Source organism: Streptomyces sp. WM4235 (genome assembly GCF_001279725.1).
Classification (GTDB): Bacteria; Actinomycetota; Actinomycetes; order Streptomycetales; family Streptomycetaceae; genus Streptomyces.
In genome coordinates this window covers 1-14,426 of sequence record NZ_LGDE01000113.1, presented here as the reverse complement: position 1 = coordinate 14,426, position 14,426 = coordinate 1, and the positions used below count along the sequence as shown (strand labels likewise).

The following is a 14,426-nucleotide window of genomic DNA, read 5'->3' as shown; positions in this document are numbered from 1 at the left end:
GATGGTTACCCCCTGGCGGGAACCCCGATGCGGATCGGACGGATGTCCGAGACGGGTGGTCGGCGGCTGCGGCGCCGACCTGCGCGGAGCGCGGCGCGTGACGTGGCGGGAGGCCGGCCGGCGGGGTGGGGCGTTCCGCCCGGTGCCCCGCCGGGCGGGGGTCACCGGCCCGTCAGGTACTTCACGGTGAGGCCGGCCGTCCAGCCGCCGTCCACGGCGAGTTCGGCGCCCGTCATGTATCCGGCGGAGTCGGAGAGCAGGAAGGCGACGGCGGCGGCGATCTCCTCGGGGGCGCCGACGCGGCCCATCGGGGTGCCGGGGTAGTTGCCGTCGCCGGCCTCGATGCCGACCGGGGCGGTCATCGGGGTGAGCGTCATGCCGGGGTGCACGGAGTTGACGCGGATCCGTGCCTCGGCGAGTTCGACCGCGCCGATCTTCGACAGGCCGCGCACGCCCCACTTGGAGGCCCCGTAGCCGGCGGTCAGGGCCAGGCCGGTGAGGCCGGCGGCGGAGGAGATGTTGACGATGGAGCCGCCGCCGTTCGCGCGCAGCAGCGGGATCGCGGTCTTGATGCCGATGAAGGTGCCGACCAGGTTGATGTCGACGACCCGGCGGAAGTGCTCGACGCTCTCGTGTTCCAGGAGCCGGCCGGTGGCCACGCCGGCGTTGTTGACCAGTCCGTCGACGCGGCCGAACTCGGCGAGCGCGTGGTCGAGCGCCGCCGTCCAGTCGGCCTCGCTGGTCACGTCGTGCCTCCGGAAGCGGGCCGCGTCGCCCAGTTGGGCGGCGGTCTCGGCGCCCTCCGTCTCCAGCACGTCGGTGATCAGCACCTTGCCGCCGCCGTCGACGACGGCCCGCGCGGTGGCCGCGCCCAACCCTCGGGCTCCGCCGGTGACGACGACGACCTTGCCGGTCAGATCCACAACAGCCACGGTTCCTCACCCCTGACGCACACGACGGATCGGCATATGACTAATCGGCATACCCCGACGGTCGCGTCAGTCTGCCAGAGCGGCCAGGGCCCGCGACACCCCCTCCTCCTTCGGTCCCAGGAAGCGCGGTTCGGGCCGCAGGGTCGCGTCCAGCGCCGCCTTGCCGGCCGCGAAGACCTCGCGGGTGCTGCCGTAGTACCAGGTGGAATCGTGTACGTCGGCGACCCCGACCCCGTACGAGTCCACGCCCGCGGCCTGACACAGGGCGACGGCCCGCCGGATGTGGAAGCCCTGGCTGATCAGCACCGCCCGGTGCACCCCGAAGATCTCCTTGGCGCGGACACAGGAGTCCCAGGTGTCGAAGCCGGCGTAATCGCTGACGACCCGGTCGTCCGGCACCCCGTGCCCGGTGAGGTAGGTGCGCATCGCGTCGGGCTCGTCGTACTCCTCGCGACTGTTGTCGCCCGTGACCAGGACGACCTTGACCTTGCCGGCGCGGTACAACTCGGCGGCCGCGTCGAGCCGGTCGGCCAGGTAGGGGGTCGGTCTGCCGTTCCACAGTCCGGCCCCGAACACCACGGCCACGTCGGCCGCCGGCGCGTCGGCCGTGGTCCGCAGTCGCGGCGCGGCGGCGGCGTGCGTCCAGGCCGAGGGGAGCAACGCGAGCACGCAGCCGACCATGACGGCCTGCACGGCCCGCCGCCGCGCCGTGACGGTGCGCAGCGGCAGCCTCGGCCTCTTCCCGATCCCACGCATGACTGTCCCCCCGGTGGTGCCCTCGGATGTGTCCCTGATCAGGACGCCGGGAGGGGGCGCGCGGTTTCGGCGACCGCCCCGGGCGCGCGCCACCCACCCGGGTGTGCGCCACCCACCGGCGCGCGTCTCCCACCGGCGCCGCGCGGAAAGCACAGCGCCCGACCGGTACCGGTGAGCAGCCGGTAAAGACCCGTCACCCCGGCGCAACGCCCCGGCAACCTCGGCCCCGCAGGATCGGTTCATGACGGAGTCGGCGCACCCTCCCGAGTACCAGTCCCTCCCCCTCCCTCCCGCCACCGCCGCGGAGCTGCTGACGCGGATCACCGCGCAGCTCGGCACGCAGCTCAGCGGATTGCGCCCCCGGCACGGCCCGGGGGCCCGGCACCACGGAGTCCACGCATGCAGCCCACCCTCGTCGCCGTGGCTCACGGCAGCCGCGACCCTCGTGCCCTGCCCACCGTCGAGGCCCTGCTCGAACGGGTCCGTGAGCTCCGCCCCCGGCTCGATGTCCGGCTGGGGCACGTCGAGCTGAACCGGCCCCTGCTCGACGACACCCTCGACCGCGCCACCGGCGAGGCCGTCCTGGTGCCGCTGCTGCTCAGCCGGGGGCACCACGTCAAGCGGGACCTGCCCGCGGCCGCCGCCCGGGCCGGCCACCTGCGGACCCGGGTCGCCGAGCCGCTCGGCCCGCATCCCCTGCTGGTCGAGGCCCTGTACGAGCGGCTGCTGGAGGCGGGCTGGAGCCCCGGCACGCCCGTCGTGCTGGCCTCGGCCGGTTCTCGCGACCCCGACGCCGCCGCCGACGTCAGCCTCGGCGCGGCCCTGCTCTCCGAGCGCCTCGGCGGGGTCGCCGTGGTCCCGGGCCACGCCTCGGCCGCCGCGCCGAGCGTGCCCGAAGCCGTGCGGGCGCTGTCGCTCCGGACCGGGCGCCGGGTCGCCGTCGCCTCGTACTTCACCGCTCCCGGCCGGTTCGCCACCGCGAGCGCGGCCGCCGCGAGCGGGCCGGCCGCCGCGCCGCTGGGCGCGCACCCGGCGCTGGCCCGCCTGGTGGTGCGACGGTACGAGGAGGCCCTGGCCCGCCGGGAACGACCCCTGGAGCGGGCCGTCGCGTAGAGGGGATGTCCGCAAAGTCCCGCCGTGACGGTGGTTCCGGTTACCGTCTGAACCATGGAAGGCTTGGAAGGCACCACCGCACCCGCCCGTCCCGTCGACGCGTACGACCCGGCCGACACCGAGCGCTGGGCCGGCGAGCCCGACAAACGGCCCGGCCGGACCGCCTTCCAGCGGGACCGCGCCCGTGTGCTGCACTCCGCCGCGCTGCGCCGGCTCGCCGGCAAGACGCAGGTCGTCACCCCGGGCACGCGTTCGTACGACTGGGACGCGAGTCCTCGTACACGGCTGACGCACTCGCTGGAGTGCGCCCAGATCGGCCGGGAGCTCGGGCTGGCCCTCGGCTGCGATCCCGATCTGGTCGAGGCGTCCTGCCTCTCGCACGACATGGGCCACCCGCCGTTCGGCCACAACGGCGAGGAGGCGCTGAACGAGTTCGCGAAGGACTGCGGCGGCTTCGAGGGCAACGCCCAGTCGCTGCGGCTGCTGACCCGCCTGGAACCCAAGCGGTTCGTGCCCGATCCCGTGTCGGGCGAACTCGTCAGCGTCGGCCTGAACCTGACCCGGGCCTGCCTGGACGCCGCCACCAAGTACCCCTGGGCCCGCGGTGACCACCCCACCGACCCGGGCTCGGTGAAGTTCGGCGCGTACGAGGACGACCTGCCCGTCTTCGAGTGGCTGCGCCGGGGCGCGCCCGCCGACCGCAAGTGCTTCGAGGCCCAGGTCATGGACTGGGCGGACGACGTGGCGTACTCCGTCCACGACTTCGAGGACGGTCTGCACGCCGGCCACCTCGACCCGAACCTGCTCTTCGCGGAGCCCGAGCGCGCCACGATCTGGCAGGTCGCCATCGGTCGGTACGTGCCGGCCGACACCGCGCCCGAGGAGCTGCGCGAGGCCCTGGACCGGCTGATGGAGCAGGAGTGGTGGCCGCACGGCTACGACGGTTCCGCCATCGCGCAGGCCCGGTTGAAGGACGCCACCAGCCAACTGATCGGCCGTTTCTGCACGGCCGCCGAGACCGCGACCCGGGAGGCCCACGGACCGGGCCGGTTGACCCGCTACTCCGCCGGACTGGTGGTGCCGCGCGAGGCCCGCAACGAATGCGCCGTCCTCAAGGCGGTCGCGGACCTGTACGTGATGCAGCGCGACGAACAGGAGCGGGTCCGCGCCGACCAACGCGTCGTCCTGGCCGAACTCGCGGAGGCGCTCAGCGCCCGCGCGCCCGAGGGCCTGGAACCGCAGTTCAGGGCGATCTTCGACGCGGCGACGGACGACAAGGCCCGCAAGCGCGCGGTCGTCGACCAGATCGCCTGCCTCACCGACGCGTCCGCGCGCTCCCTTCACGCCCGTCTCACCAGAAGGCCCTGACGCTCCGAAGGGTGAGCCGATCGGGCCATTCCCCCTTCACGGGGCAGGCTCAGTGCGGGACGCTCGCATGTGGTCGCATGTGGCGGAGAGGTTATGAGGAGGCATCAGGTGGTCGACGCACACCGAACATTCGTCATCGTCGGCGCGGGACTGGCCGGGGCAAAGGCGGCCGAGACGCTGCGGACCGAGGGGTTCACCGGCAGGGTGATCCTCATCGGCGACGAACGTGAGCATCCCTACGAACGGCCTCCGCTGTCCAAGGGCTACCTGGCGGGCAAGGAGGAGCGCGAGAGCGTCTTCGTCCACGAGCCGTCCTGGTACGCGCGCTCGGACATCGAGCTGCATCTGGGGCAGCCCGCGGTGCAGCTCGACCGGGACGCGAAGAAGGTGGTGCTGGGCGACGGCACCGCGCTGCACTACGACAAGTTGTTGCTGGCGACCGGTGCGGAGCCGCGCCGCCTCGACATCCCGGGCACCGGCCTCGCCGGCGTGCACCACCTGCGGCGGCTCGCGCACGCCGAGCGGTTGCGCAACGTCCTGGCCGGCCTGGGCCGGGACAACGGCCACCTGTTGATCGCGGGCGCGGGCTGGATCGGCCTGGAGGTCGCGGCGGCGGCCCGCGGGTACGGCGCCGAGGTGACCGTGGTCGAGCCGGAGGCGACTCCGCTGCACGCGGTGCTCGGCCCGGAGATCGGCCGGCTCTTCGCGGACCTGCACGCCGAGCACGGGGTCCGCTTCCACTTCGGCTCCCGGCTCACCGAGATCGTCGGGCACGACGGGATGGTGCTGGCCGCCCGGACCGACGACGGCGAGGAGCACCCGGCGCACGCGGTGCTCTCGGCGATCGGCGCGGCGCCGCGCACCGCGCTGGCCGAGACCTCGGGTCTGGCCCTGATCGACCGGGAACACGGCGGCGGGATCGCGGTGGACGCGTCGCTGCGGACCTCCGACCCGGACGTGTTCGCCGTCGGGGACGTGGCGGCGGCGCACCACCCGGTGCTCGGGACCCGGCTGCGGGTGGAGCACTGGGCGAACGCCCTCAACGGCGGTCCGGCCGCGGCGCGGGCGATGCTGGGGCAGCAGGTCTCCTACGACCGGGTGCCGTACTTCTTCTCCGACCAGTACGACGTGGGCCTGGAGTACTCGGGGTACGCGCCGCCCGGCGGGTACGACCAGGTGCTGATCCGCGGCGACGTGGGGAAGCGGGAGTTCATCGCGTTCTGGCTGTCCGACGGCCGGGTGCTGGCCGGGATGAACGTGAACGTGTGGGACGTCACCGAGCACATCCAGGCGCTGATCAGGTCGAAGGCCCCGGTGGACCCGGGCAGGCTTTCGGACCCGTCGATTCCGCTTTCCTCGCTGGTGGTGGCGGAGGGGGCCTGACGGGATTGCCTCCGCCCGGCCGTAGACTTCACGGGTGGCAGGACGGATCAACGACGACGACGTGAAGGCGGTACGGGACGCGGTCCCGATCGACGCCGTGGTCTCCGACTACCTCCAGCTCCGCAACGCGGGCGGCGGCAACCTCAAGGGCCTCTGCCCCTTCCATGACGAGAAGTCCCCGTCCTTCCAGGTCAGCCCCGGCAAGGGGCTGTACCACTGCTTCGGCTGCCAGGCGGGCGGGGACACCCTCGACTTCATCATGAAGATCGACCACCTCTCCTTCTCGGAGGCGGTCGAACGGCTCGCGGGCCAGGCCGGCATCACCCTGCGGTACGAGGAGGGCGGCTACACCGCCGGCACCAGCGGCCGGGGCGAGCGCATCCGCCTGGTCGAGGCGCACAAGGCCGCCGCACAGTTCTACGTGGAGCAGCTCGACAGCGCCGAGGCCGAGATCGGCCGCAAGTTCCTGGCGGAGCGCGGCTTCGACCAGGCGGCCGCCACCCACTTCAGCGTGGGCTACAGCCCGGCCGGCTGGGACCACCTGACCCGGTTCCTGCGCGGCAAGGGCTTCACCGACAAGGAACTGATCACCTCCGGGCTGGCCCAGGACAGCCGCAGCGGCAAGCCCATCGACCGCTTCCGCGGCCGGCTGATGTGGCCGATCCGCGACATCAGCGGCGAGGTCGTCGGCTTCGGCGCGCGCAAGCTGCGCGACGACGACAACGGCCCCAAGTACCTGAACACCCCCGAGACCGCGATCTACAAGAAGTCCCAGGTCCTCTACGGCATCGACCTGGCCAAGAAGGAGATCGCCAAGACCTCCCGGGCCGTGGTCGTCGAGGGCTACACCGACGTCATGGCCTGCCACATGGCCGGGGTCACCACGGCCATCGCGACCTGTGGCACCGCCTTCGGCGGGGACCACATCAAGATCCTCCGACGCCTGCTGATGGACAACGCCACGGCCGAGGTGATCTTCACGTTCGACGGCGACGCCGCCGGCCAGAAGGCGGCGCTGCGCGCCTTCGAGGACGACCAGAAGTTCGCGGCCGAGACCTCGATCACCATCGCCCCCGGCGGCATGGACCCCTGTGACCTGCGTCTGGCGCAGGGCGACGCCGCCGTGTCGGGGCTGGTGGAGGCCCGGACCCCGCTGTTCGAGTTCGCCCTGCGGCACATCGTGTCCCGGCACAACCTGGAGAACCCGGCGGGGCGCGCGGCCGCGCTGGCCGAGGCGGCGCCGGTCGTCGCCAGCATCAAGGACCTCTCGATCCAGCACGAGTCCGCGGTCCAACTGGCCGGCATGCTCGGCATCCTCGACGAGCAGTTCGTCGTCAAGCGGGTCGCCCAGTTGGCGCGGTGGGCGCGCGAGCGCGGCAACCAGCCGCAGCAGCAGGGCCGGGGCCGCCCCCGGGAGGCGGCCGCCCCCACCGCGCCGGCGCCGCCCGGCGGCGGGCCCGCGCTGAACCTGCGCAGCCCCGCCCACCGCACCGAGCGGGAACTGCTCAAGCTGGCGCTCCAGCGACCGGCCCTGGTCTCCCCCGCGTTCGACGCGTACGGGATCGACGAGTTCACCGCCCCGCCCTACGCGGCGGTCCGCCAGGCCATCCAGGACGCGGGCGGTGCCTCCCAGGACACCGACGACTACCTGGCCCGGGTCCGCGAGGCCGCGCCGAACGACACCGTCCGCGCGATGGTCACGGAGCTGGCGGTGGAGGCCATCCACGCCAAGACGGTCGACGAGATCTACGCCGGGGTCCAGCTGGTGCAGGTCCGCCTGCGCGCCGTCGACCGCCGGGTCCTGGAGATCCAGGGCACGCTGACCCGCCTGAGCCCACAGGCCCCGCCGGAGCAGCACGCGGCGGTCCAGGAGGAGCTGTGGGTGCTCCAGCAGTACGGTCGGCGGCTGCGCAACCGGGGTGCCGAGGGGCTGTAGTCCCGCGGCGCCCCTCCCCTCGGTCGGGTGGGGCCGGTCAGCGGCCGAGCCAGTCGCCGCCGGGGATCTCGGTGCCGGAGGCGGCCAGGTCCCGGGCGAGCAGCGGGGAGGCCAGGTACACCCACGCGGGCACCGGGGTGCCGTCCGCGAGCAGGGCCTCGCGGACGACCCGGTCGTACAGGTTGCCCGGCCGGTCCGGTCCCTCGTACTCCTCCAGCAGGTCGAGCGCGACCAGCAGTTCCGCGTACCGGCCGGGGGCCGGGGTGATCAGCTCGCCGCGTATCGCGGAGCCGGGGCGCGCGACGGCGTACGGATATCCGGGGCCTTCGTAGAGAGCGGCGTCCGGCAGCGTGGCGGGCTCCTCGGCGGCGACCCGGCCCCGCAGGAACAGGTCGTGGTTGACCTCGCCGGGGCGCAGGGTGCCGTACACGAAGAACGGCAGGGGTGATCCGGCCGATTCCGGCCGATCGACCGATGTCACGGGGTGCTCCTTCGGGTTCCACTGGACGTTCGGCGGGGTCGGACCCGGGCCGAAAGACCCGACTTCCCCCGCTCGATCCCACCGTACGCACCGCTGTTACACAATCTCCCGGTCCCCGTGACGGGCCCCGTCCATCATCGGATTCCGCCCGTCCCCCACCCCACGGCTGCCCTCCTCCATGACGCGATCGACCCACCGCTCCCTCGCCGCCCTGCTGCTGTGCGCCCTCGCCGCGGTGGCGGGCGGCTGCGCCTCGCCCGACGGACTCGCCGCGGGCGAGCCGGCTCCCCCGGTTTCCACCCAGCCCCGACCCGAACCGCTCTGGCGGGCCTGGGTCGACGACTCCCCCCGTTCCCCGGGCGCGGAGGCCGCCGCCGGGGGCACGCCCCCGGCACCGCTGCCGCACGCCCCCGCCCTGGGCCCGGACGGGCTGGCGGGGGTGGACGTCGCGGCCGTCGTGCGGGCCGACCGGAACATGGCGCACTACGCGACCCGGGGGTGGATCGACGCCCCCGGCGAGCCCGGCCTGCGACCGCCGGTGTACCTGGATCTGACCGGCGACGGGAAGCCCGAACTGATCGTCGCGGCCGACACGGAGTCGGGGCGCACCGCGCTGACCGTGTACACGGCGCGGGACGGGAGGGTCGTTCCCGTCCTCTTCGCGACGGGCCGGCGGATGGCGGTCGAGTCCCTCGGTCGGGACCTGCTGATCCGCACGGCGGCGGACGCGGGCGCCCAGCAGGCCGTCCGCTACCAGTGGGACGGGCAGCGGATGACGGTCGTCAGCGAGGAACGCCGCTACGGCGGGTGCGGCCTCGGCGGTGCGTCCGGGGCGCCGTTCGCCCCCGGGGCCTCCCCGGGGGCGAACGGCCGGGTGGGCCGGTGAGACGCCTCGGGGCGCGGGTGCGACGCGTGCCGGGGGCGCTCGGTCTGCGCTGGAAGATCGCCGTCCTGTTGGCCGTGGGGTGCTCGCTGGTCGCGGTCACCATCGGCCTGTTGATCCACGACGCCCGGGTCCGTCAGGTCGGGGAGGCCGCGCGGGCGGGCGCCGTGGCCCAGTTGGTCCGGGTACGGCAGGTGTACGAGCTGACGGGCGGGCTCGACTTCGGCAGGGTCGGGGAGGTCGACGCGCGGATCGACTGCCCGGACCTGCCGCCGGGGCTCCGGGAGGCGGCCCTCGCGGGTCGGCGCACGACCTGGCTCGACCTGGGCGGGGAGCACCCGACGGTGTGGGCGGCCCGGCCGGTGGGCGGGGAGCACGTGCTGTCCGTACGGCGTTCACTGTCCCACGAGCAGGCCGAACTGGACGATCTGGAGGCGCAGTTGGTGGCGTACGGGGTGGGTGTCGTGGCCCTGGCGGCCATCGGGGGTGCGTTGCTCGCCAGCCGGATGAGCCGGGACCTGCGGGCGGCGGCGGAGACGGCCCGGCGGATCAGCGAAGGGGACCTGGACGCGCGGATCGGCCCGACGGGGACGCCGGGCACGCGCGACGAGGTGGCCGAACTGTCGGCGGCCGTCGACACCATGGCCGCGAGTCTCCAGCAACGACTGGAAGGGGAACGCCGGTTCACGGCGGACGTGGCTCACGAGCTGCGGACTCCGCTGACGGGCCTGCACACGGCCGCGGAACTGCTGCCGCCCGGGCGGCCCACGGAACTGGTGCGCGACCGGGTCGCGGCGCTGCGGACCCTGACGGAGGACCTGTTGGAGGTGGCCCGGCTGGACGCGGACCGGGAGGAGGCCCGCCTGGAGGCGCATCCGCTGGGGCCGCTGGCCCTCTCGATCACCCGGCGCTCCGGGGTGGAGGCCGAGGTCATCGGGGGCGACACGACCGGCCCCGTCCGCACGGACGCCCGCCGGTTGGAGCGGATCCTGACGAACCTGCTGGTCAATGCCCGGCGCCACGGCGCGGGCCCGATCTCGGTCACGGTGTCCGGGAACACGGTGACGGTCCGGGACCAGGGGCCCGGCTTCCCGGAGGAAGTGCTGCGGGAGGGGCCCCGGCGGTTCCTGACGGGCACACCGGAGCGGGGCCAGGGCACGGGGCTCGGCCTGACCATCGCGCTCGGTCAGGCGGCGGTGATCGGCGCCTCGGTCACCCTGTCGAACCCTCCCCCGGCCGGTGCCTCGGCGGTGGTCACCCTCCCCGATGCCTGAACGTCCGGCGGCGGGGCGGTCCGCAGGTGCGGGCAGGGGGCGGGCGGGGCGCGGTTCACCCGTCCGGCCGGGGGCCACAGATGCCCCCTTCACCGCCCTTGACCTGCGAGAACGATCGCACGACCGACATACCTGACGTCTCATCGACAGGCACGAAGGCTCCGCCCCGGGTTTCCTCGGAATCACGACCCCGCGTCCCGAGGAGTCCCCATGCGCCGACGCACCGCACACGTGCTCACCGCCACCGCGCTGACCGCCGTCGCCTTCACCGGCCCGGTCGCCGGAGCGGTCGCCGCCGCGGACCTCGGCATGCCCGGCTTCGTCGCGGGGGACTTCGCCCCGTTGGAGGTGTGGCCCAAGTCCGCCGTCGCCGGGGCCACCGTCACCGTGAACACGAACGCGTGCGGCCCCGGCAGCAGCGCCGACGGTGACGCCACCACCGTGGGGGGCGGCCGATTCAAACTGGTCCCGGGCACCCACAAGGAGGTCGTCGTGGGGCAGTTCCAGGTCTCCCGCCACCACGGACCCGGCACCTACGACATCGGGGTGACCTGCGCGAACGGCAAGTTCGCCACCGGCAACCTGGTCGTCACCGAACGCGGCCCGCAGGGCCACGTCCACACCGGGGTGGGTGGCGGGACGACCGCCACGGCCAACCCCGCCAAGATCACGGCGGGAGCGGCCGTCCTGGCCGCGGTCGCCGTGTGCGGTACCTGGCTCATGCGTCGCCGGGCGAGCGGCACGCAGAGCTGACGGAGGCCCGCCGCGGCTTCGGCCGCGGTCCGACCGGTACCGCACCCCGTCGCCCGCCCCGCGAGGTCCCCCCGTTCGCGGGGTCGGGCGACGGCTCAGCCACAGGATCGGCACGCCGAGCGCAAGGGGGCAGACATGGACACCTCCCGCGCCGCCGGCCGCGGCGGGCTCCTCGCCCTGGCCGCGTGCGTCGGCGTCTGGCTCGTCTCCAGCGGCTCCGCCGAGACCGTGGGGCCCCCGCTGCCCTCCCCCGCCGAGGCCCTGAACACGTTGAGCGCCCAGGCCTCGTACCCCGGCAGCATCGATCCGCTGCCCGGCTCCCCGCCCACCCGGATCCGGATCCCCGTCATCCGCGTGGACGCCCCGCTGACGGGTCTGGGCCTGGAGCGCGACGGCAGCCTCCAGGTGCCGCCGCCCGCCCGGCGCGACCTCGCGGGCTGGTACCGGGAGGGCGTCACGCCGGGCGCCGTCGGCACGGCCGTCGTCGCCGGTCACGTCGACCACGCCACCGGTCCGGCGGTCTTCTACCACCTGGGCGCGCTGCACCGCGGGGCGGCGATCGAGGTGGCGCGCGCGGACGGGCGTACGGCGGTGTTCACCGTCCACGCCGTCGAGGTGTACGACGCCGAGGACTTCCCCGACGACCGCGTGTACGGGCCTTCGCCGCGCGCCGAACTCCGGGTGATCACCTGCGGCGGCGGCTTCTCGCCGCGTACGGGCTACCGGGGCAACGTGGTCGTCTTCGCGCACCTGACGGGAACCCATTAGGGCGCGCATCGGGTCGGGTCCGACGAGCACCGCGGCGTCCGGGGCGGGTGCCCGGTCGGGGTGCGGGGCCCGCCGATCCGCCGCCGCGCGGGCGGCGGATGACCGGGAGCGAGGCCGCGGGCGGGCAGCCGGGCCCGAGGAGCCCTGCCGCTCGCCCGTACGACACCTCAGAGCACGGCGAGCCGGTCCACCAGCAGTTCCGCCCTCCGCTCGGCGTCCCCCGGGGGCAGCCGGCCCGCCCGGGTCAGGGTCGCCAGCCCGTGCAGGGCCGCCCAGAACACCTCGGTGAACAGTCCCGGGTGGACGCCCTTCCCGGAGACCTCGCCGAGCGTCTCCAGCAGGGCGGCGAACGCGTCCTTCAACGGCTCCGGGGTCTCCTCGGCCGCGAACGCCAGGCCGCCGTCGAGCCGGAACATGGCGTCGTAGACCGCCGGATTGCGCTCGGCGAAGTCGAGGTAACCGCGGGCGAGGGCGGCGACCCGGGCGCGCGGGCCGTCCGCCGCCCGGGCCGAGGCCCGCAGCGCCGCGGCCATCTCGGCGGCGCCCTCCAGGGCGACGGCGCCGATGATCTCGCGCTTGCCGCGAAAGTGGCTGTAGAGGACGGGCTGGCTGTACTCGATGCGCTCGGCGAGCCGGCGGGTGGTGACCGCGTCCCAGCCCTGTTGCTCGGCGAGTTCGCGGGCCGTCGCCACGATGAGCTGCTCGCGGACCGCCCGTTCGCGCTCCTTGCGTTCCTGTACCGACATGAGTCGACCCTAGCACCGCTAGACAAACAAGCGACAGTAGGACTAGCGTTGCCCCATCATCTAGCGACGCTAGATCCCAGGAGGGGTAGCCATGCTCAACGCACTTGAGATCGTCACCACCGTGCTCGTCGGCCTGATGGTGGGAGTGGAGTTCTCCGTCGCCTTCGTCATCAACCGGATCCTCAACGCCCTCCCCGACGACAGCAACCAGCGCGGCCGGAGCCACGGTGGCCGGATGCTCGGCGCCGTCATGCCGGTCTGGTACATCGGCTCGCTCGCCCTCGTCGCGATCTGGGCCGTCGCCGGATGGCAGCACGACGGCGCCGGACTCGTCGTCACCGCGGGCGCGCTGCTGATCCTCAGCGTGGTCATGTCGCTCCTGCTGCTCGTCCCGATCAACAACCAGAGCAAGACGTGGACCACCGAGAACCGACCCGCCGACTGGAAGGAACAGATGAACCGCTGGGACCGCTTCCACTACGTCCGCGTCGCCGTCATCGTTGCCGCCTTCGCCCTGCTGGTCACCGCCCTCGCCTGAGCCCGCGGGACGACACCACGCCGGCGGCGCACGCGTCGGGGACCACGCCCGGGCCCGTCACGGCTTCACGGTCGGGGCGCCGTTCAGCCCCACTGCTCGATGCCGAGCTTCACCACCAGCGCCCCGACCACCGTCAGCAGCACGGCGCGGACGAATCCGCTGCCCTTGCTGAGGGCCATCCGGGCCCCGATCATGGCGCCGGCCAGGTTGAAGGCCGCCATCAGGGCGGCGAGTTGCCACAGCACCATGCCCTGGTACGCGAACATCGCCAGCGCCCCGGCATTCGTGCAGCAGTTGACGATCTTGGCGGTGGCCGAGGCGGTGACCAGGTCGAGGTGGAGCAGCGCGGTGAGGGCCAGCACGAGGAAGGTGCCGGTGCCGGGGCCGATGAGCCCGTCGTAGAAGCCGATGCCGAGACCCGCGAGACCGATGGCCAGCAGTACCCGGTGTCGGCTCACGGGCGCGGTGGACGGGGCGGCGCCGAAGCCCGGCTTGAAGATGACCACGCCCGCGACCACGACGAGCACGCCCATGATCAGGGGCCGCAGCGCGTCCTTGCTGATACCGCCGGCCAGCGCGGCGCCACCCATCGACCCGACGAGCGCGGCGAGGCCGATCCGGACGGCGACCTTCACGTCCACCGGCGCCTTGCGCGCGTACGTCACCGCGGCGCCCGCGGTGCCGACGATGGCCACGGCCTTGTTCGTACCGAGCACGGTGGCGGGATGGGCGTTCGGCAGGCCGAGCAGCAGGGCGGGCAGGAGCAGCAGGCCGCCGCCGCCCACCACCGCGTCGATCCAACCGGCTGCGGCGGCGGCCACGCAGAGGACGACGATCATGGTCGTGGATATGTCAGGCACGGCCTTGACCCTAGGCAACGGATGGGTGCAGGAACCATCAATCGTCGGAAACTTGCGCAAAGGTTGAGCTTTGCCGGGCCGGCGCCCGATCGGGGGCCACCGGCGACGCCGGGTCCACGGCCGCCGTCAGCGCGCTCGCGGCCAACTCGCTCCCCAACCCCGGCCCGGCGGCGAGGCGCCGCGCCGGCGGTACGGACGCGAGCGCGGCCACCCCGGCCCGCAGGACACAGGGGCGGCGCGGCTTGCGGTGCCGGGCCGCGAAGGCGCGTACGGGTGCGGCGGGCACGGACACGGGCAGGGCGACGTGCAGCGGGTGCCGCAGGGCGCGTTGGCCTCTCGGGAACGACGGGCTCAGGAGCCGCGGGACGGGACGGGCGGGCAGGGCGGTCCGGAGGAACAGGGGCGGACGGGAGCGGTCCGGGAGGAAGGGAGCGCGCGGGCGGCCGACGTGATCCTTGAGCCGGCCTTGAGGGACGCCTCACCGACCCCTGACTCCGGTGCTGAGGTGCGCGTTCCGTCCGGGTAACAACGGCGATGCGGCGGGGAAACAGCGGCCGCGCACGCTCGTGCCATGACGGCGGAGCGGCAGCGCACGGCGGTGATCCGCAGCGGCCCGCCCTCCCTGCCCACCGACC

General features: G+C 73.9%; 13 protein-coding genes and 1 pseudogene. 9 read left to right on the top strand and 5 right to left on the bottom strand.

Features of this window, described 5'->3' with window-relative positions:
• Positions 1-161: 161 nt before the first annotated feature.
• Positions 162-932, bottom strand: coding sequence for a glucose 1-dehydrogenase (locus tag ADK55_RS11710; protein WP_053677781.1), 771 nt, complete (start codon positions 930-932; stop codon positions 162-164).
• A gap of 66 nt (positions 933-998) precedes the next feature.
• Positions 999-1,688, bottom strand: a complete 690-nt coding sequence (locus ADK55_RS11705) for a SanA/YdcF family protein (RefSeq protein ID WP_053677779.1) — start codon at positions 1,686-1,688, stop codon at positions 999-1,001.
• Between the two features lie 241 nt (positions 1,689-1,929).
• Here ADK55_RS11705 and ADK55_RS11700 point away from each other — a divergent pair.
• The 4 genes and pseudogenes from ADK55_RS11700 (at position 1,930) to dnaG (ending at position 7,488) form a co-directional block, all read left to right on the top strand.
• Positions 1,930-2,801: pseudogene (locus tag ADK55_RS11700) on the top strand (sirohydrochlorin chelatase).
• Positions 2,802-2,855: 54 nt separating this feature from the next.
• Positions 2,856-4,169, top strand: a complete 1,314-nt coding sequence (locus ADK55_RS11695) for a deoxyguanosinetriphosphate triphosphohydrolase (protein WP_053677775.1) — start codon at positions 2,856-2,858, stop codon at positions 4,167-4,169.
• Between the two features lie 108 nt (positions 4,170-4,277).
• Positions 4,278-5,552 (top strand): NAD(P)/FAD-dependent oxidoreductase, encoded by a 1,275-nt coding sequence (locus tag ADK55_RS11690; protein ID WP_053677773.1) that lies wholly within the window; start codon positions 4,278-4,280, stop codon positions 5,550-5,552.
• Positions 5,553-5,586: 34 nt separating this feature from the next.
• Complete coding sequence (dnaG, locus tag ADK55_RS11685) at positions 5,587-7,488, top strand: DNA primase (protein WP_053677771.1); 1,902 nt, start codon at positions 5,587-5,589, stop codon at positions 7,486-7,488.
• Positions 7,489-7,525: 37 nt separating this feature from the next.
• Here dnaG and ADK55_RS11680 read toward each other — a convergent pair whose 3' ends face one another.
• Positions 7,526-7,969 carry a gamma-glutamylcyclotransferase family protein gene (locus ADK55_RS11680; RefSeq protein ID WP_053677769.1) on the bottom strand — a complete coding sequence of 148 codons (444 nt, stop codon included), beginning with the start codon at positions 7,967-7,969 and terminating at the stop codon, positions 7,526-7,528.
• Positions 7,970-8,147: 178 nt separating this feature from the next.
• Between ADK55_RS11680 and ADK55_RS11675 the strand changes: the two genes are divergently transcribed.
• The 4 genes from ADK55_RS11675 (at position 8,148) to ADK55_RS11660 (ending at position 11,647) form a co-directional block, all read left to right on the top strand.
• Complete coding sequence (locus tag ADK55_RS11675) at positions 8,148-8,855, top strand: hypothetical protein (protein WP_063839509.1); 708 nt, start codon at positions 8,148-8,150, stop codon at positions 8,853-8,855.
• Complete coding sequence (locus ADK55_RS11670) at positions 8,852-10,126, top strand: sensor histidine kinase (protein WP_078998815.1); 1,275 nt, start codon at positions 8,852-8,854, stop codon at positions 10,124-10,126. The genes ADK55_RS11675 and ADK55_RS11670 overlap by 4 nt, the downstream gene beginning before the upstream one ends.
• Positions 10,127-10,336: 210 nt before the next feature.
• Complete coding sequence (locus ADK55_RS11665; RefSeq protein WP_063839507.1) at positions 10,337-10,879, top strand: hypothetical protein; 543 nt, start codon at positions 10,337-10,339, stop codon at positions 10,877-10,879.
• 135 nt (positions 10,880-11,014) lie between these two features.
• Positions 11,015-11,647, top strand: coding sequence for a class F sortase (locus tag ADK55_RS11660; protein ID WP_053677768.1), 633 nt, complete (start codon positions 11,015-11,017; stop codon positions 11,645-11,647).
• A 167-nt stretch (positions 11,648-11,814) separates the two neighbouring features.
• On the opposite strand, the gene ADK55_RS11655 is transcribed toward ADK55_RS11660, so the two are convergent.
• Complete coding sequence (locus ADK55_RS11655) at positions 11,815-12,393, bottom strand: TetR/AcrR family transcriptional regulator (protein ID WP_053677766.1); 579 nt, start codon at positions 12,391-12,393, stop codon at positions 11,815-11,817.
• A 91-nt stretch (positions 12,394-12,484) separates the two neighbouring features.
• Here ADK55_RS11655 and ADK55_RS11650 point away from each other — a divergent pair, with 91 nt between their 5' ends.
• Positions 12,485-12,931: a DUF1772 domain-containing protein gene (locus ADK55_RS11650; RefSeq protein WP_053677763.1), complete on the top strand. Its 447-nt coding sequence runs from the start codon at positions 12,485-12,487 to the stop codon at positions 12,929-12,931.
• Between the two features lie 83 nt (positions 12,932-13,014).
• Here ADK55_RS11650 and ADK55_RS11645 read toward each other — a convergent pair whose 3' ends face one another.
• Complete coding sequence (locus ADK55_RS11645) at positions 13,015-13,791, bottom strand: sulfite exporter TauE/SafE family protein (RefSeq protein WP_053677759.1); 777 nt, start codon at positions 13,789-13,791, stop codon at positions 13,015-13,017.
• Positions 13,792-14,426 lie beyond the last annotated feature (635 nt).